The organism is Myroides oncorhynchi (assembly GCF_020905415.1).
Taxonomy (GTDB): Bacteria; Bacteroidota; Bacteroidia; order Flavobacteriales; family Flavobacteriaceae; genus Flavobacterium; species Flavobacterium oncorhynchi_A.
The window spans coordinates 3,089,960-3,108,202 of record NZ_JAJJMP010000001.1; the positions used below are offsets into that span (position 1 = coordinate 3,089,960).

The 18,243-nt window shown below is 32.7% G+C and carries 13 protein-coding genes; 8 read left to right on the top strand and 5 right to left on the bottom strand.

The window, feature by feature from the left end:
- Positions 1-262: 262 nt before the first annotated feature.
- From aqpZ to LNQ81_RS13415, 4 genes are all read left to right on the top strand, one after another.
- Entirely contained in the window at positions 263-964 is a 702-nt protein-coding gene (gene aqpZ, locus LNQ81_RS13400; protein WP_229947551.1) for an aquaporin Z, read from the top strand.
- A gap of 975 nt (positions 965-1,939) precedes the next feature.
- Positions 1,940-2,584 carry a hypothetical protein gene (locus LNQ81_RS13405; protein WP_229947553.1) on the top strand — a complete coding sequence of 215 codons (645 nt, stop codon included), beginning with the start codon at positions 1,940-1,942 and terminating at the stop codon, positions 2,582-2,584.
- Positions 2,585-2,587: 3 nt separating this feature from the next.
- Positions 2,588-4,108: an L-type lectin family protein gene (locus LNQ81_RS13410; RefSeq protein WP_229947555.1), complete on the top strand. Its 1,521-nt coding sequence runs from the start codon at positions 2,588-2,590 to the stop codon at positions 4,106-4,108.
- A 2-nt stretch (positions 4,109-4,110) separates the two neighbouring features.
- Positions 4,111-5,661 carry a lectin-like domain-containing protein gene (locus tag LNQ81_RS13415; RefSeq protein WP_229947557.1) on the top strand — a complete coding sequence of 517 codons (1,551 nt, stop codon included), beginning with the start codon at positions 4,111-4,113 and terminating at the stop codon, positions 5,659-5,661.
- A 447-nt stretch (positions 5,662-6,108) separates the two neighbouring features.
- Here the strand turns inward: LNQ81_RS13415 and LNQ81_RS13420 are convergent, their stop codons facing one another.
- The 4 genes from LNQ81_RS13420 to LNQ81_RS13435 all read right to left on the bottom strand — a co-directional run bounded on the left by LNQ81_RS13420 (position 6,109) and on the right by LNQ81_RS13435 (position 11,481).
- A complete protein-coding gene (locus tag LNQ81_RS13420; RefSeq protein ID WP_229947560.1) occupies positions 6,109-7,689 on the bottom strand; it encodes an MFS transporter in 1,581 nt (526 codons plus the stop codon).
- Between the two features lie 130 nt (positions 7,690-7,819).
- Positions 7,820-8,968, bottom strand: coding sequence for an HlyD family secretion protein (locus LNQ81_RS13425; RefSeq protein ID WP_229947562.1), 1,149 nt, complete (start codon positions 8,966-8,968; stop codon positions 7,820-7,822).
- Between the two features lie 235 nt (positions 8,969-9,203).
- On the bottom strand, positions 9,204-10,523 hold the full coding sequence (locus LNQ81_RS13430; RefSeq protein WP_229947563.1) for a TolC family protein: 1,320 nt from the start codon (positions 10,521-10,523) through the stop codon (positions 9,204-9,206).
- 91 nt (positions 10,524-10,614) lie between these two features.
- Positions 10,615-11,481 carry a helix-turn-helix domain-containing protein gene (locus LNQ81_RS13435; RefSeq protein ID WP_229947566.1) on the bottom strand — a complete coding sequence of 289 codons (867 nt, stop codon included), beginning with the start codon at positions 11,479-11,481 and terminating at the stop codon, positions 10,615-10,617.
- Between the two features lie 348 nt (positions 11,482-11,829).
- Here LNQ81_RS13435 and LNQ81_RS13440 point away from each other — a divergent pair, with 348 nt between their 5' ends.
- Positions 11,830-12,651, top strand: coding sequence for an MBL fold metallo-hydrolase (locus LNQ81_RS13440; protein ID WP_229947569.1), 822 nt, complete (start codon positions 11,830-11,832; stop codon positions 12,649-12,651).
- 96 nt (positions 12,652-12,747) lie between these two features.
- On the opposite strand, the gene LNQ81_RS13445 is transcribed toward LNQ81_RS13440, so the two are convergent.
- Entirely contained in the window at positions 12,748-13,092 is a 345-nt protein-coding gene (locus LNQ81_RS13445) for a winged helix-turn-helix transcriptional regulator (protein WP_229947571.1), read from the bottom strand.
- A gap of 158 nt (positions 13,093-13,250) precedes the next feature.
- Here LNQ81_RS13445 and LNQ81_RS13450 point away from each other — a divergent pair, with 158 nt between their 5' ends.
- The 3 genes from LNQ81_RS13450 to LNQ81_RS13460 all read left to right on the top strand — a co-directional run bounded on the left by LNQ81_RS13450 (position 13,251) and on the right by LNQ81_RS13460 (position 18,241).
- On the top strand, positions 13,251-13,805 hold the full coding sequence (locus LNQ81_RS13450; RefSeq protein WP_229947573.1) for a sigma-70 family RNA polymerase sigma factor: 555 nt from the start codon (positions 13,251-13,253) through the stop codon (positions 13,803-13,805).
- A 105-nt stretch (positions 13,806-13,910) separates the two neighbouring features.
- Positions 13,911-14,828: a FecR family protein gene (locus tag LNQ81_RS13455; RefSeq protein WP_229947574.1), complete on the top strand. Its 918-nt coding sequence runs from the start codon at positions 13,911-13,913 to the stop codon at positions 14,826-14,828.
- On the top strand, positions 14,825-18,241 hold the full coding sequence (locus LNQ81_RS13460; protein WP_229947576.1) for a SusC/RagA family TonB-linked outer membrane protein: 3,417 nt from the start codon (positions 14,825-14,827) through the stop codon (positions 18,239-18,241). Before LNQ81_RS13455 ends, LNQ81_RS13460 begins: the two co-directional genes overlap by 4 nt.
- Positions 18,242-18,243 lie beyond the last annotated feature (2 nt).

Sequence of the window (18,243 nt, forward strand, 5' to 3'; positions counted from 1 at the left end):
TGTATAATTCGTAGAGTTATTTATATAATTTCAAAAATGTATATGTCAACTTAAAAGGGTTAAAGGTTTGTGATAATCGCAATGTGTATTTTTTTAGTATAATAAGTTTTATCCTTAATATGCTGTTTTTTAATTTGAATATAGGGGTTTAACAAGGTGTTAATCTAAAATAGGTATTCTTAGTGATAGCGTTAAACATTGTTCGCGGTATGTGACTTTAAGCTTTTGATAAGTCCTAATAGTAAACATATTTAAAATTGCTATGAGAAATTATTTTGCTGAGTTCTTAGGAACTTTCTGGTTAGTATTAGGTGGATGTGGAAGTGCATTATTTGCTGCCGCAGTGCCTGATGTAGGTATTGGGTTTGTAGGGGTGTCGCTTGCCTTTGGTCTTACCGTGTTAACAATGGCATACGGGGTAGGGCATATATCAGGAGGACATTTTAATCCTGCTGTATCTATAGGAATGTATATAGGAGGCAGATTCTCAGGTAAAGAGATTTTACCTTATATTGGATCTCAATTATTAGGAGCAGTTAGCGCAGCGGCTGTTTTGTATTTGATTTATACAGGAAGTGGTGTTTGTGCTATTGACAACACATTACCTGGAGCTTTCGCAGCTAATGGTTATGGAGATTTATCTCCAAGTGGTTTTAATGTAATCTCTGCTTTTGTTACTGAGTTTGTTTTAACAGCCTTCTTTATCCTTATTATCTTGGGTAGTACAGATAAGAAAGCTAATACTAAATTTGCAGGTATAGCTATTGGATTAGCATTAACACTAATTCACTTAATCTCTATACCAATTACTAATACTTCGGTTAATCCTGCTAGATCTATTTCACAAGCTATTTTTGCCGGTGGAGAGTACCTGCCACAACTGTGGTTATTTATATCAGCACCAATATTAGGGGCAATGGTAGCAGGATTGATATACAAGTTTTTATTACAAGATAAAAAATAGAAAAGTATTCTAGAAGCTTTTTTTGGGATTTAGGTTTAGCTTCAGACTTTTACTGACACTATTTAGTAGTATAGATTCTAATTTGTTTGTAAAAAGTGCAATAAAATGACAATAAAAAGTATTGGCTATTTTGATAGAATTTAGTTTTTGATGTTTTAGTGTTAAAATACCATTATTTTAATGATTTAATATTGCTTATTTATGTGTTTTTATTGATTTTAATTTAAAAAATATTTAGATAAGTAAAAATAACATAGTATTTTAGGTTAAATAATGTTATTTTTAAAATATGTTAAAACCTAATTTTTCATTTATTAATTATACTGCTTTCAAGAATGAAATTATATGATTCTAATTGAATTAAATAGGTAACAAATTTTTTCTTTTCTATTTATAAAGACGAATCCCTAACCAAGACGTCCGAGTAAAAAAACAAAAAGCTATCTCATTTGAGGTAGCTTTTTATGTTTATAAAAATTGTTGTTTAATAATATGCATCTCCATTTAGTATCATACGAATGATTTAGTGAGTAAAATAACTATAGGTATCTAATATACAATCTATAAAAAGTTAGTTATACCCCGTTTAATTTAGGTAATTAGTAATGTACTCCTCCTTATTTTATCAAATGGATACACGTTTTAAGATCGGTGGTTTTATAATATAAACTTCTATTTTATTAAATAATTGTTAAGTCATATTGGTATCTAATTTTGAATACTTTAATAAAATGTTATAATTAATAATAGTTTTTAAAATGTTATTTTGTGTTAATTAGTTAGTTTATTTTTTTATATTTGACATGTGTTTTGCTTTTGCTTAGATTGTATTTTTATTTTTAACAAATTATAGGTTTTTTGTTAGTAAAAAAAGCCAATAGCATTAAATACTTTAATAGTTCTGCATAAGGGGGGACTAATAAACTACTATATTGAATTTTTAAAAGGATTGATAAAATTGCAAAAAAAACAATTATGAAAAAGTGTTTGTTAATTGGTTTGATGTTAGTTGGGACTAACTTGGGAATGTCTTATGGACAAACGGTAATAGGTGGAGGTAAATTACCAGCCGAAGGTGCTATTTTAGATTTAAAGGACATGGTTGTAGGGGCAGATAACGTGGCTGCAAGTAAAGGATTCTTAATGCCAAGAGTTATGCTAACAGACCTAACTAAGTTAATACCTTTAGTAAAAACAGAAACGCCAGAGAATAAAAAAGAACATATAGGGCTACAGGTATATCACGTTGGTGGAGCTACAAGTACAATAAGTCCTGGTTTGAAAATATGGAATGGAGTAAATTGGGAAGAATTATATAGTTCACCTAAAGGTCAATGGATATATATGCCGCCATTTCCACTTAAGATGTATCTTGATGCTGTTCAGACTATTGATTTGTATGCAGAGTATAGTAAACAGATAAAAGATAAAGCTACATTATGGCAACCCAATGATGTTACTTTTATTATTACAGGATTTGATGCTCTAGCTTTTGCAACAGCTCCTTTGATTCAAACAGATATAAGTGGAGCAATACATAAGCACAATTTAGTATTTAAACCTGCTTTAGGCAAATTAACTGCCTCTTCTTATTTAAATATAATCATTGTTAAAAAGTAAGATATGAGAAAGCATATTGTCTTTATACTTAGCTTGTTATTGTTTTTTATGTCCCATGTTAAAAGTAATGCTCAGTTTCCTTATCAAAGTACTTTAATCTCTGAAAATGACTTTACACAATTCAGTAGCAGTAAAGTAACTTTTGATAAATATGGAGCAACATTAACTCCTGCTACAGGATCTACAACAAGAGGATTCTATTTAAATGATTTAGCATTTACGGTAGATCGTGGGTTTATTATTGAATTTGATTATTTAATGACAGGAGGTTCTGGTTTTGCAGATGGTTTAGCCTTAGTGTTGTTTGACGGGGTCGTAACTAGTCCTAAAATGGGATCTGATGGATCAGGACTTGGTTATTCATATAAAACACCTGGGAGCTCTTCTAACGTTGGTTTGACAAAAGGTTTCTTAGCTGTTGGTGTTGATTTATGGGGAGCATTTAAATATCGAAGAGATGTAGGTAACGAGTATAGAAATGGAATCAGAAAAGGTGTTAGTAACAGCACCTTAGAAAATGGTGATCCAGAGGCTAAAAATCACATTACTATTAGAGGTCAAGCCGGACCAAATGATCAGGCTGGGTATCCTGTGTTAATTTCACAAAGTACTACAAATATGGAATCAAGAACAATGCTTAATTTCACTAATGGATTATATGATACAAAACCACAGGCTCCTCAAGATACACCTTTTTCATTTAAATTAAGAGAAAATACACAAGGAAATGAGAATGATATTGATGCTTCTTTTGGACATGACTCGTATCGTAGAGTGGAGATTTCAATGCTGCCTGGAAAAAAAGGAAATAATGTTGATGGGTATTATATGTCAGTGTATATAGTACATAAAAATGAAAGAAGTCGTGTTATAAATGATTATTTCCTACCCAATAATGTTGAGATAAACTATATGGAAGCTATAGGTAGTTCAGAGAGTAGTAATCAACTAAGATCAATGGTTATGAAGGCACCTAAAACTTTTAAGATAGGTTTTGCAGCCTCAACAGGAGGATATAATCAAAAACATATAGTAAGAAATCTAAGTCTATATATGCCATTTTCACCATCTGTAAAAGATTTATTTGTTGATAATGTATGTAGAGATGTACCAATTGAACTTGATGTTTTAGCAAATAGTGTTGGATTTGATAACAATAAGTATAACGGACAAGGAGACATTCACTTATTGGGAAAAGAAGAGTTTTTAGACACGTATAGTTTCCAGTTTAGAACTTTAGTTAATGGACTTTACGAGGATACTGCACAGCCTTATATAGCAGTAACAGACAATGGTACATATGAGTATAATCCTGTTACACACAAAATGATTTTTGTTCCAAAAAAGGGAGGAGTTACTGTTAATTTTGATCAGGTGTATTTTACAATACGTAACAAAGAAAAAATACTTGAGAATAATGTGAATTTAGGAAGTGAACAATTTAGATCAAATACAGCTACTGTAAGATTAAACTTTGGCTATAAATGTAATGATGTATTAATGGTTAATGGTAACTCTATTTAATTATGAAAGAATTTAAAATATTTTATTGTAAGAGTATCCAGTGTGGTATAGTAGTTTTTTTTCTTTTTTTTAGTCAAGTTTTTCAAGGACAAAATAACTTTCCATATTTTAATTCAGGACAAAGTAATGTTGGTTTTAAAATTTTAGGAGAAAGTACCAACGATGCACCTTCCCCTGGTTTGATTACTTTTACTAAAGATGGAATAAAACTTGTAGATAATCTTAAACAGTATGCAGGAGTTTCTTTAGATAATCTTAATTTTACAACAGATAAAGGATTTATTTTGGAATTTGAATTTGGAATGGATCTTGGTTCTGCTTCACCTCGTTATGGAGATGGTATTGCTATGGTATTGTATGATGCAACAGCACTTGATCCAAAAATGGGAGTTAAAGGTGGAGGGTTGGGATATGCTCATATAAGAGATGGTAGTTCTGCCGGTGGAAGACAGGGATTTTCTAAAGGATTTTTAGGCTTAGGTTTAGATTTATTTGGAAACTATAAGAATAAAATGACAAATAGTGACGAGATTAGAAATGGTATTATTAATGATGATAGTAAAGGTGATTATGTTGTATTAAGGGGACCTTATAATTCAAGTGTACCTTTAGAGGGATATCCTGTGCTTTTTGCTGTAAACACTAAAGAAAACCTTAATTACTATTTAAATAGAACCACAGGTGCTGTAGAAACTAGACAACGTGGTTTTGAGGGACAACGTTTTGATATTAGAAGTAATAAGGCTAATGTAGGATTAGGTGATTCAGGCTATCGTAAAGCTATGATTTCGCTTGTGCCTGGTAGAGATGATGTAGGAGGAGAAGATGGCTTTTTTATTTCTGTTGATATATTTAATGGTAATTTTAAATCTGTTGTGGTAAAGAATTATTTTTTACCAAGAGTTGGGAAAATAAATTATACTGAACAATTAGGAACAAGTTCAACTAGTAGTAGAAGTATGGATATTGTTGTGCCATCAAGTTTAAAAATGGCTTTTACTGGTTCTACTGGAGGGGCATCAATACGAGCTTATATTCGTAATATATCCTTGAGCTTACCATTCTCGCCTGTAGCTAACGATATTAGCATTCAGGGTGTTGTAATTGATAGACCAACTACAATTAAAGCGCTTTATGGATCATATGGATATAATTCAAATGTTTATTCCGTTTTAAATCCGCCAATTAAATCTATACTGTATCTGGATAATACATCTTTTAGGTTTAAGAGAATGGATCCTTTAAGTAAGGAGCTTGTAAATTCACCTAATCCTTATATTTTAGTTGAACCTGGAGTTGGAGTCTTTAATTATGATTCTACCTCAGGTGAAGTTATGTTTTCACCCGAAGCAGGATTTCAAGGAACAGTTCCTTACACATTCCATTTCGATATAAAAAATAAGAAGCCTGCTACCGGAGTGGATATAAGTACAGATGAATATAGATCAAGAGTAGCTTCTGTTACTTTGAATTTTGTGAAGCCTGGTACATTTGATGCATACCCTACTATAATAGTAAATAAAGGGCTTAAAAATGTAAAGGAGAAACCTTAATAAATTTCTTTAAAATAATAAAAAAGCAACAAGATCAATTTTATCTTGTTGCTTTTTTATTTATCCTACATTGTAGGAAGTGATAAGAGAAATGTAGTAAACTTTTAAATTGATAAAAGGCTACTAAAAAGATTTGAAGACTGTATTTTATTTTTTTTGATAGAATGGATATTAAGCTAACAAGTAGAATTATTTAACCTATAGGAATGTTATAATTGTTTATATTTCATTAAAAGACAAATAATCCATATTGTTTAAGTTATTGGTATGTAATCTTGTAATATTTAGGTGATTTATTTTATATTATTTTTCTTAAAGAGATAATCGTTTAAATAAATTTAGGGCATAAAAAATCCCTAGGTTTTATCTTACCAATAGTAATAAAAACCTAAGGATTACCTAGGTTAAACAGTAAAATGAAATACCTAGGGGATCAAAAGTACAAAATTATATATTTTTAGGGAGTTGATTATCAATACTCTGCTTGTCTTTTTTACTCATCATAAGATTACCCAATCTGTTGATGTACACCCGGGTTTTCAGAGTACGCGTTCTACCATAGTGGTGGAATAAAACATATAGTAATACCCCTATACCCGCAATATTAATATAACCATATACCGTCTTGGTTGCTGCTAGTACCCCGTTTAGTTGAACCAGAGACAGGCTAATGCCAGATTCGGATCTTAGTAATATAACATCGTCTAAATATATCGCTAAGTTGTTTAGACTTTGGATTTGGAACTGATATTGTATCCAGCTGTATAGTGCACTAAACATCCCTACAGCGATGAATGTACGCCATAGAATAGCAAACCCGATAAGTCCTAACATACTAGCTAAGTCTAGTTTGTCTAAGGTGTAATACCATGTGGTGATAAAGATAACTCCCATTCCATATCCTTTAAAGAAGATTGGTAGATACCACATCGAATAGCTGAATTCTGTAACCAAGCTAAGGTACATCATGATGCTATAGATAAGGAATGCTGAGAATCCAGAGAAGATAAGCATGCGCATTGGAATCTGGTTTTTATACCAATAGTAACATACAACAGCGGCTGTAATAAGTCCTGGTATTAGTAATAAGTTTAATGAGGCATTGATCATAGGATTGTATCCTAATATTGCTACTGCAAAGATATTCTGTATCGTAGCAGTAGCCAGGTACATACCCAGGCACAACAGCATGATGGTACCGTGTCTTACATTATTTTTCTTAAAAGCATTTAAGGGTAAAAAGGGTCTTTTAATTAACTGCTGGCGAATGACAAAAATAAATAGGAGAATGCCAAATAGCAATGAAGCATCTCTTATGATTTCTGAATCAAACCAAGCTTGTTGTTTGCCAAAGGCTAGGATATAGGCTAAGGTTAAAAATGTCACATTGAATAAAATAATACTAATCCAATCAATGTAAATAAAGGGAACCTTGCGCATAAAGCGTTGATTGTGCTGAAATATAATACAGATTAAGGCTGCTCCAAAGCACATAATTGCTAGGTTCATATAGCTAATCTGCCAGCTGTATAGAAAGCTAATCTTGGCTACAAAGTAACCTGATAATTGGGTGATAACTAGTAGGGCAGAGTAGTAGATACTATAAAATATACCTCTGTTACCACCTCTGCTTAAAATCATCATAAGGGGTAATACTACCTCCATCATTCCCATCATTTTAAATACTCCAATAAGATAAGAACAGGCAATAATGATATAGGGTTGATCTGTGGTAGATTGTACCAAATATAATAGCCCACACATCGTTAGTGAGGTTACAAGAAGCTGTTTTGTTCTGAATCGCGCTTTGATTCTAACAATAAGAGGCATGACTGTACCCAGACCTATGGCATAGGCATAATTAGCCCATAGGTAGTATTCGGTTGATGCTCCAGTACTACCTACGATATTGGTTATATTAGTGGTATATATTCCACTAATACTACAGAACACAGCTGCTATGATTACAATGAGTAATAGCATGACTGGCTTGGGTACCCATTGGTGAAATAATCCTTTGTTATACATTTTTGTTTTTTTTTATTTTGTTTTTTTGCAGAAGATTATACTACTTTTGATAGGTAATACTTCCTAGTTCACAGTTAACTATTTTAAAACTCACAATGAACTATTAAAGTTGAGTAAAAACCGTTAATGATTAATTAGCCAGTTGTATATTCATATTCATCCCAGCTTTAAGGCTAGAGATGTTTTCTATATCATTGGTATTGGTAAATTCGATACGTACAGGGATACGCTGTTGTACTTTGACAAAATTACCAGTAGAGTTATCTGTAGGCATACTAGAATATCTAGAACCTGTAGCAGCAGAGATAGCTGTTACTTTTCCTTGAAAGCGTATTCCTTTTACAGCATCAGCTGTCATATTGATAATACTACCTATCTGGATATTGTTCATTTGTGATTCTAAAAAGTTAGCTGTTACCCATTTCTCATTATCTTTTACAATAGTTGTGATTTGCTGGCTAGGCAACAGTAGTTGTCCTTCGCTGATTAGTCTTCGTCCCATCACGCCGTTATAAGGAGCTGTAATCACAGTATACGACAGATTTAGTTTAGCCATATCTAGCATTGCTTTTGTACGCTTGATATCTGCTTCATTTAGAGCAAGACGAGTTTCTATCTCTGATACAGAAAGCTTGGTTGTATTTTGTTGTTTTATTAAACTCTCATAAGCAGATTTAGCAGCTTGGTACTCTGTTTTTACTTGATCATATTGTTGTTGAGTAACAGCCTCAGCTTGTAGTAAATTCTCGTATCTTTTATTGTTTTGTTCGGCGTTCCACAGTCTTGCTTTAGCACCTTCTATATTAGAGCTAAATACCCCGATATTATTTGATGCTGTATGGATAGAAGAGTTAGTTACATTCTTAGCAGCTAAGGCACTTAAGTAGGCTGCTTCAGCTTGTTCTACTTGAGTGATGATTTCTCTATTATCAAGAATAATAAGCGTATCTCCTTTTTTGACTTGCTGGTGTTCGATGAACTTAATGTCTTTAATATAAGCAGATACACGCGTATTGATTGGGTTGATGTATTCTTCTACCTGTGCAGATTCAGTGTAGTCCTTATCGTTGATGTGAAAGTATTTTGTCAATAACCAGAAGAAAGCGATTCCTATTATTGCAAATGTTAGGGTGTTGACTAAGAGTATCTTTGTTTTCTTTTTTTTGTCTTCTTTAGCCTTGCTTTGCTTTGCTTCTTCTTGTGAAGTTTTATCATTATTAACTTGCTCTACTGGAGCCTGAATAGGTTGTTCTAGAGTTGTATTTTCTTTGTTTTCCATTGTTTTTTTTGTGAAGTTGTTGTTGTGCCTATAACCTACCTTTTAGGTAGGCATTTAACCACCCCTTTCAAGAAGGAGAATAGTAGCCCTGCATAGACGTATTGTATAGGTATATGATTGATAAATAGTAACTTGTACTCCTTTAGAGGGTTGCCCGAAGAGCGGGGTTATTCTACCCATAATTTATATCACATCATATAAGTACATTATGCTGAAGGCACAAATTCTTAATTTATTAAAGTGTTCCCGTTGACTTAAGCAGATTATAATATTGGTATAATACGTTTATTTCGGCATTAGCGTACTGAAGTTCCGCTTCTAGTTTTGCATTAGTCGCATCAGTCATTTCGGCCTGTATAGCTAATTGGTTTAGGTATTTGGCTTCTATGATTTTGTAATTTTCCTGGGCGAGTTGCTGACTTTTCTTTAATAGATTAGCGTTCTGTATAGCCTCATCGTATTTCGTATAAGCAGCATTGACTCCCATTTCTAATTGTTGCTCTACAAGGATGAATGTTTCTTCAGCTTTGTCTTTTTGAAGTTTCTCTAATTTGACTTTTTTAGGAGTCTTGTATAAATTATCAATATTATAAGTCAGAGATACTCCTACTTGCCAAGCATTAGAATACATATCCATCACAGGATTCGACGTTGTAATTGGTCTGGTCATATTATACCCACCTACTGCAGCTAGCCCAGGATACTTATCTGTATTAGCAATCTCTATCTTTTTTTGTGCTGCTTCAACACCTTTTTCTACTCTTTGTATCATAGGGTGTTGTGTATAAGCAAGGTTTAAGTAATAATTATAGTCACCATCTAGAGCCCTGTGAACAAGAGCTTCATTAGGTGTTATTTTAGCTGAAGTGGGTAATCCCAGTGCGATTGTCAAATTATAATTGAGAATCGATAGATTGTTATCTACACTTAACAAGGCTTGATCTATGTTTTGTAAAGCAAGTTCTCCTCTAATTACCTCGTTACGGGTCATCATCCCTTGTTTATAAAATCGATTTACGTTCTCTAGCCTAATCTGAGCTAATCTTTTATTGTTTTGATAAACCAGTTCTTGATGAATTAGTTTATATACATCTAAGTAGTTAGAGATAACTAAGAATTTTATGCTTTGTTGATCTTCTACAAGATCAAGAGAGGCAAGTTGTTCACCTATTTCAGCGAGTTCTATATTCTTGTTAATCGCTCCACCTTTATATAGTAATTCAGATGCCTGTATTGCATAGCTATTGCCAAAGTGAGGCATATCTTTGGTCATGACTTTACTGAAATCTGGGTCTAATATAAGTGCATCTCCGATATAGGAGGCATTGGCAGTGAATACAAGATTAGGTAGGCGTTGTTGTTTAAGTAATTGAGTTTGCCCCTGGCTAATGTTTTTGTTTAGAGATGTGACTTTTAACTGTTGATGATTCTGCATCGCTAAATTCACAGCTTGCTCTATACTAAGTGTTTGATCGCTTACTTGACTATATATTGAAGTATATGAGAGTAGTAGTAAGCCTAATCCACAAAAGTATTTGTGAATATTTCTTTTCATTTTATTTGTACTTTATACAGGCAAAGTTAGCTCAGTAGCACATGGTATAAAATGATTAAGAATATCAAAAAAGATGTTTAAAAGTATTATTTTATAATTTAAACATCTTTCTATACTGGGTTGGGCTATTTCCTTGATGCTTTTTAAAGAAATGGGCAAAGGCGTACTGGTCACTAAATTGTAGTTTGGTGGCTAATTGTTTGATAGGTAAAGTGGTAGTTGACAGCTGGGCTTTAGCTTCGTTAAATATAAACTCATTGATAATCTCTAAGGGTGTTTTACCAGAAGTTTGCTTGACTACCGTACTTAAATGCCTAATAGAGAGTTGTAGTTTATCTGCATAGAACTCAACAGACTTTGTCTCTAGGTAATAATCAGAGACCAGCATCACAAATTTATAGGTGATTTTTTGTTGTGAAGTCATCTGATTAATCGAGTCTTCACTTCTAGGTGTGGCAATGCTCACAAGGTGATATAGTATAATATTAAAGTAATTCTCTATAATGTATTGTGAATACTCGATTTGGTCTGTGCGTTCTAGGTAATAACTCAGTGATTCTACATTGGTCCAGAAGATATCCAGCTCTTGTTTTGTGATGTGAAAATTGCGTTGTAACTGTGTTTTTAGATCGCGGTATACCTTTAAACGGTGTAGCTTAAAAGAGGCAGTTTCTAAAAAGTTGCGATCATAGCTTAATAAACGCAATTCTGCATCTGGTGTAATATCTAGGATTTCGTATACATACTTGACATCGATAAGAAAAATAGAGTTTTCGATAATCTGAAATTCATTAATCTGTTCACGAACTCTAAGTGTTCCTTTTTTGACAAATAGAAAAGAGGAGCGGGTAGGCCTGTAAGGATGTCCAAAGTTGGCTTGATCAAAAATATTTTGTTGATCAAAGATTTGTACATGTATAAATGAAGAATTAGCAGTCTGTATATTTCCTTGAAGCATAAGGATGGTTTTATAGGTGCAAGATAATCAAAAAATAAAGCTAGACTATACCCTCTTGATAAAAGGATAATCAATAGGCATAAGACACAAATGTTTTTAGTTGTATTAAATACAGGTTACCCTAAGGTAACCCCTATTGCTGCTAGAGTCTTTTTTTGATACCAGGTAAGAGATAACTTTGCCGTATTAATTTTTAAAAAAGAAAAAATGAGAGGACATAACAAATTAAATATGCAGTTAATCTATGCAGCGGTGTTATTTTTATTTAGCATCACTAGCTGAGCTCAATATAACTACTACAGTGTTTTAGTAGGAGATATTAAAGTTACAGCCCTTAGTGATGGTAGTGTGGATATAGATGTTGATAATTTATTTGAGCCTTCAGCCAAGGTTAAACCAAGTGATTTAACCTTTAAGGCTTATCTACAAAATCCGGTAGAGGTGAGTATAAACGCTTATTTAATTCAGTATCAAGACAAGAATATTCTAGTGGACACAGGCGCTGGTGAGTTATTTGGCTCTAATGCTGGAAAATTGCTACAAACCTTAAAGCAATATGGTTTAACCCCTGACCAAATTACAGATATATTAATAACTCATATTCACCTTGATCATGTTGGGGGGCTAGTTATTAATAATAGTATAGTGTATCCTAAGGCTATAATACATGTAAATGAAGTAGAATTAGATTCTTGGACAAAGACCATCGATGAGAGTAAAAACCAAAATATTGCAAGTAAAGAACAACAAAAAATTGCTGAGGATGTTCAAAGGGTAGTTTTAACTTGTTTTAAAGCAAATCAGATTAAAACCTTTAAAAATGCCCCAGGTAATTTACTACCCAATATACAGGTTTTACCAACAGTGGGACATACCCCAGGACATACTGTTTTTGTTTTAACAAGCAATAAAGAAAGTATGTACTTTTGGGGAGATTTAATACATGTGGAAAGTGTGCAGTTTCAAGATCCTTTTATGACCAACCATTTTGATCAAGACATGCAATTAGCCAAGCAAGTCCGAGATAGCTTCTACCACAATATGGCAGAAGCTCAAAGCTTAATCGCGGCAGCACATCAATCATTTCCAGGTATTGGTAGAATACAAAAAAAGCAAAAGAAATATAGATGGATACCAGTGCCATTTAGTGTTATAGGAAGAACAAAATAAAAAAGCAAGGGAGGTTTTCTGTTTTAAGAAAAGCCTCCCTTTTTTTGATTTAATGTAACTCTCTTAAGTTATATCTTGTGTATGTTTTTCTAAAAATCAATCAAATTCAGTCTTATAATCAGTGGTGTTGTATTTCTGATTCCAAAGAGTGAGTTGGTTTAAAATCTTTAAAAGCTCAATTCCCTTTTGGGTTAAAGTATATTCAACTTTTAAAGACACCTGATTATATTCTTGTCGAGTAATGATTTTATCTTCTACAAGTTCTTTTAGCTGTTGAGTTAATACTTTTTTAGAGATTATTTCTATTCGAGCAAAGATTTCACCAAAACGCAATGTTTTAAGTCCGATTGCATAGATAATTATTGGTTTCCACTTTGTGCCAATGGTAGCCATTGTTCGTGTCATTGGACAATTATGACAAATAAAGATATCTTTTTTCATGATGATTATTTCCTAGGGCAAGAAGATAAGAATAAAAATGGATAAACCTAGGATGATTTTAGGTAGACTTTAAATAATATAATTTATTGTTAATGATTATTTAATTGTGATCGATACATTAAACTATACTTTTAGCCTATATTAAATACAGACATAAGATGACACTATCAAGAGATCAATGGATTGATACTAATTATTATAAGTATTGGGATATATTATATCATTTATCATGTAATATTACCAGAGATGAGGCTCTATCGGCAGATGTGGTGCAGGAAGTCTTTGTTAATATTTGGAATAATTATAGCAACTTAACTATAGATACACCTAAGGCTTATTTAATCCAATCTGTTCGCAATAAAAGCTTAAAAGCCATTAGTTTAAAAGACTTTAATACTGTCCAGTTAGAACAGGTTTATAATGCACTTGTGGATAATGAGGTTTTAACCAAAGAGGAAGAGTTTTTGTACAAAGAACAACTACTAAGTATGATATATAGTAAAGCACAGGAAGTATTACCTCAGAAGTGTTACCAGATATTTATTTTACGTTATAGCAATAGGCTTAGTTATAAAGAAATTGCTACAAGACTTGGAATATCTGAAAGTACAGTAGATAATCAGATTAGTAAAGCTTTAAAGAGTATAAAAACGACTCTTCCCTATACAGTAGATTATGTAATTATAATAGGTTACTTAATGGGGATAAAGTAGTGTTACCTAATTGTTACCTGTATTAACAATAGGTTAAGTGTTAGTTTTTGCATAGGGGATTGTAAAAAAAGAAGCCTCTTACTTATGTAAGACAATCTTAAAAGTATGCAAAATAAGTTTAAACATCTTTTACATAAGTATTTATTAGGTACCGCCAGTTTAAAAGAAAACAAGGTAGTGGAAGACTTTTCTGACAACTTACAGAAAAGACCGCTTATAGATCTAAAGGCTATACAAAGCAATAGTAAGCTTAGAGGTTCTATATATAGTAAGATAAAGCAGAAAACTAGAGAACGAAAAAGAAACAGGAATCATCGTTTATTACTGATTAGTTCTTCTTTTTTATTAGTAGCTAGCTTAGCTATTTATAAGATTACTACCCCTGGTGGTCAAGAGTTATCACATTACACTTGTTCTGGGATGACTAGACATATTAACCTACCAGATGGTACTTTAGTAGAGTTAAGTAATAATTCAACGTTAATCGTATCAAATGATTTTAATGAGTCAACTCGAAAGGTAAAACTGGTAGGGGAAGCTTTTTTTAGAGTAGCCAAGGATGCCTCTAAACCTTTTATTGTTTCGTCTGACAACTTCGAAACCCAAGTTTTAGGAACTTCTTTTTGGATCAAACAAAATCAGGTAGAAGTCTCTACTGGACGAGTAAAAGTGAGTAATTCAATCGATAAACAGAATTATGTCATTTTAACTGCTACCGAAAAAGCATGGCTAAAAGATCATAAGTTATATAAAAACACCACAGATATATTGGGGTGTATTTCTTCTTCTTCCACTTCTTTAGTAATGAATAGGGTTAGTCTTAAACAATGGAAAGCAATAATGGAGAAAGAGTTTAATGTTCCAATCCAATTCCTAGAAGATTATATTTCAACCGATGTATTTATTCAAGCAGATTTTAGAAATTCAACTCTTCAAGATATTGTTCAGAGTGTGAGTTATATGTATGATTTTGATTACAAATATGAAAATAAAACTATAATTATTAATAACACCAACAAATGAGATTCAATTACTATTATCGGTTAAAAGTAGAGACCTATTTTTTTTGTCTTTCTCTATTAAGTACAGGTCTGTATGCCTCTAATCAGAATATTTCTGATAAGACAAATGTTCATGTCTATGTCAATCATTCTTCGGAAACAGTCAAGAGCTTATTTGAAAAAATAGAAGCGCAGACTGCCTATAAAGTGGTTTATTCACCTTCTACATTAAATACATCTATTGCTATTAAGTTTACCAGCAAAGAAAGAGAATTGGATAAGTTATTAGAAGAGATTGCTTTAAAGACGGCATCAACTTATAAGGTATCAGATAAGTTTATCACATTTAAATCACAAAACCTTTTTACCAAGCAAAACAATACTTCTACAAATGAACAAGACAATAAGATAAAGATTAAGGGAGTGGTAAAGGATGCAAACGGATTAACACTTCCAGGGGCAACCATTAAATTAAAAGACTCTGATAAGGCTGTAGCTACTGATTTGGATGGTAGTTTTATTTTAGAAGTAGTACCAGGTAAATCAAATGTGTTACTAGTTGAGTATATAGGGTATACAACTCAGGAGTTAAAAGTAGAGAATACTGAATATGTATCGGTTGTACTACAAGAGGATACACGTAGTTTAGAAGAAATTGTTATTACAGGATATACCACTGAGAGCAAGCGAAATATTACAGCTGCTATTTCCACTATAGATGTAGATGGTATTAAGGATTCGCCCAAAGCAGACGTAGCTGAAATGTTACAAGGTAGGGCCTCAGGAGTACAAGTAATGAGTGAGAACAGCCCAGGAGGAGGGAATTCTATTCGCATTAGAGGCTTTAGTACTATTAATAACAATGAACCATTAGTTATCGTAGATGGTGTACCTGTGGCTAATGGACTAAATTCTATCAATAGTAATGATATTGCTTCTATGCAGGTGTTAAAAGATGCTGCGTCGTCCTCTATTTACGGTTCAAGAGCTGCTAATGGAGTGATTGTAATCACAACAAAATCAGGAGGTAAAAAAGACAAACTATCTATCGATGTAAGTAGTTTTACAGGTGTTCAGAATGCCTTTAATCTTCCTAAGATGTTAAGTGCACAGCAGTATGGAGATATGCTTTGGCAAGCCTATAGAAATGATGGTGTAACTCCAAGGCATGATATTTATGGAAGTGATCCAAATGGTGCAATTCTTCCAGAGTATTTAACTAAAGATAAGTCTATTCAAAGCGCGGATGTGGATTGGGTAAAAGAGATATTTAATCCCGCAACAATTCAATCGCACAATATCTCGTTAGCTAAAGGAGGTGAGAATGCTAGTCAGTTGTTCTCATTGGGCTATTTTGATCAGCAAGGAATTATAAAAGACACTTATTTTAAGAGAGTTTCAGGGCGTTTTAATTCTGATTACCGCTTTTTTGATGGGGTGTTGACAATAGGAGAGAATCTTAATGCTTCTTATACAGAGAATGTAGGTATTGGTACCAATGCTGCTTTAGGATCTATAGTTTATAATGCTTTTATGTATCCATCTATTGTGCCTATTTACAATGAATTAGGAGAGTTTGCAGGTAATCCCTTAAACGATATTCAGAATCCACGAGGACGTCTGGCTCGCAATAAAAATAACAAAACAAAGGAATTAAGATTATTAGGAAACATATTTGGAGAGTTAAAAGTAAGTGACTTTACTTTTAGATCTTCTATAGGGCTTGATTATGTGAATATCAATGCTAGAAATTTCTCGCCTGTGTTTAATGAAATATTAGTACTGAATCCTATTAATTCACTTTCAACCAAAAATTCTTTTAATTATCAATTTACCTTTACAAATACATTGAATTATAAGAAGCAATTAGGTAATCATAACTTTGATGTATTATTAGGACAAGAAGGAGTACAATATTATTATGAAGGATTCTCTGCCTCGAGACAGAACTTTATGTATGAAGATCCTAATTATTGGTTTTTAGATTATGGGACTGCTAACCAATTAAATGGTGGTAATGCTAATGGATGGTCATTAAACTCTTTTTTTGGTAAGGTTCATTACAACTATGATGGCAAATACATTGTATCGGCCACCATGCGTAGAGATGGAACATCTCGCTTAGCTAATCATAAATGGGACACATTCCCTGCTGTATCTTTAGGTTGGAGATTAGATAGGGAAGACTTCTTTGATTTTGGAGATACTTTTACTTCTTTCTTGCTTAGAGGAGGATGGGGAATTACTGGAAACCAACAGGTTCCTTCTTATTCTACCATTAAGAGCTATTCGAGTTATAGTTATAATTCTAATTATGATATTAATGGAGACCAGTCTAAAGTAGAAACAGGTTTAATTCAATCTAGGGTACCTAATCCAGATTTAAAATGGGAAACGACAACACAAAGTTCTATAGGAGTTGATTTAGGGTTTTTTAACGACAAGCTAAATATTACTGCAGATATATATGACAAGAAGACTAAAGACATCTTAGTATATAAATCATTGCCTTTAACTTATGGAGGTACTAATGATGGACAATGGGTTAATGATGGGCAGATGACAAATACAGGTTTAGAATTAAACTTGTCTTATCAAGACAATATTAAGGAGCTTCACTATAATGTGAACTTTAATTTCACAACATATAAAAATAAATTGACAGCCTTAAATTCAGTTAACTACCTGGGTATTCCATCTTCTTCTTTACACAGTGTTAATTTTGGACAGGAGATTTCTAGATCTGCAATCGGTCAACCCATTGGATCGTTCTTTGGATATGTTAATGATGGGATTTTTAAAAGTCAACAAGAGATAGATCAATATAAATTGCAACCCAATGCTAAACCAGGTGATTTAATCTTTAGAGATGTCAATAATGATGGGGTTATAGATGATAATGATAGAACGTTTATTGGATCTCCTCATCCTGATTTTATTTTAGGGTTTAATGTAGACTTGAAGTATAAAGGTTTTGATTTAAGTATGTTTTTTAATGGAAGCTTTGGCAATAAGATTTATAACCTAACCAAGTACAATTCTCATTTCTTTAACCAATCAGCATATAATAAGTCTTCAGATGTATTAGGGGCTTGGACTCCAGATAATCCCAATGCGTCTATCCCAAGATTATCATTAGATGATACAAACAATAATATTCGTCCATCTTCTTATTATGTAGAAGACGGTTCTTATTTTAAGTTAAACAATCTACAGTTAGGATACTCTTTTGGACAGAAAATTAATAAGGATCTAAAGATGCGAGTTTATTTACAAGCGACAAATGTATTTACTATAACTAGCTATAGTGGTCTGACACCAGAGGTAGGTCTACAGAGTTACTCTAAGAGTAATAAAAACCTAGATATAGGAGTCGATCGTGGACTTTATCCTCCTGCACGCACTTTCTCTATGGGATTAAGCATTAACTATTAAAA

Bases quoted from the DNA above. Each gene is read 5' to 3' on its own strand.
- aqpZ (WP_229947551.1), top strand. From the start codon at position 263: ATGAGAAATTATTTTGCTGAGTTCTTAGGAACTTTCTGGTTAGTATTA.
- LNQ81_RS13405 (WP_229947553.1), top strand. From the start codon at position 1,940: ATGAAAAAGTGTTTGTTAATTGGTTTGATGTTAGTTGGGACTAACTTG.
- LNQ81_RS13410 (WP_229947555.1), top strand. From the start codon at position 2,588: ATGAGAAAGCATATTGTCTTTATACTTAGCTTGTTATTGTTTTTTATG.
- LNQ81_RS13415 (WP_229947557.1), top strand. From the start codon at position 4,111: ATGAAAGAATTTAAAATATTTTATTGTAAGAGTATCCAGTGTGGTATA.
- LNQ81_RS13420 (WP_229947560.1), bottom strand. From the start codon at position 7,689: ATGTATAACAAAGGATTATTTCACCAATGGGTACCCAAGCCAGTCATG.
- LNQ81_RS13425 (WP_229947562.1), bottom strand. From the start codon at position 8,968: ATGGAAAACAAAGAAAATACAACTCTAGAACAACCTATTCAGGCTCCA.
- LNQ81_RS13430 (WP_229947563.1), bottom strand. From the start codon at position 10,523: ATGAAAAGAAATATTCACAAATACTTTTGTGGATTAGGCTTACTACTA.
- LNQ81_RS13435 (WP_229947566.1), bottom strand. From the start codon at position 11,481: ATGCTTCAAGGAAATATACAGACTGCTAATTCTTCATTTATACATGTA.
- LNQ81_RS13445 (WP_229947571.1), bottom strand. From the start codon at position 13,092: ATGAAAAAAGATATCTTTATTTGTCATAATTGTCCAATGACACGAACA.
- LNQ81_RS13450 (WP_229947573.1), top strand. From the start codon at position 13,251: ATGACACTATCAAGAGATCAATGGATTGATACTAATTATTATAAGTAT.
- LNQ81_RS13455 (WP_229947574.1), top strand. From the start codon at position 13,911: ATGCAAAATAAGTTTAAACATCTTTTACATAAGTATTTATTAGGTACC.
- LNQ81_RS13460 (WP_229947576.1), top strand. From the start codon at position 14,825: ATGAGATTCAATTACTATTATCGGTTAAAAGTAGAGACCTATTTTTTT.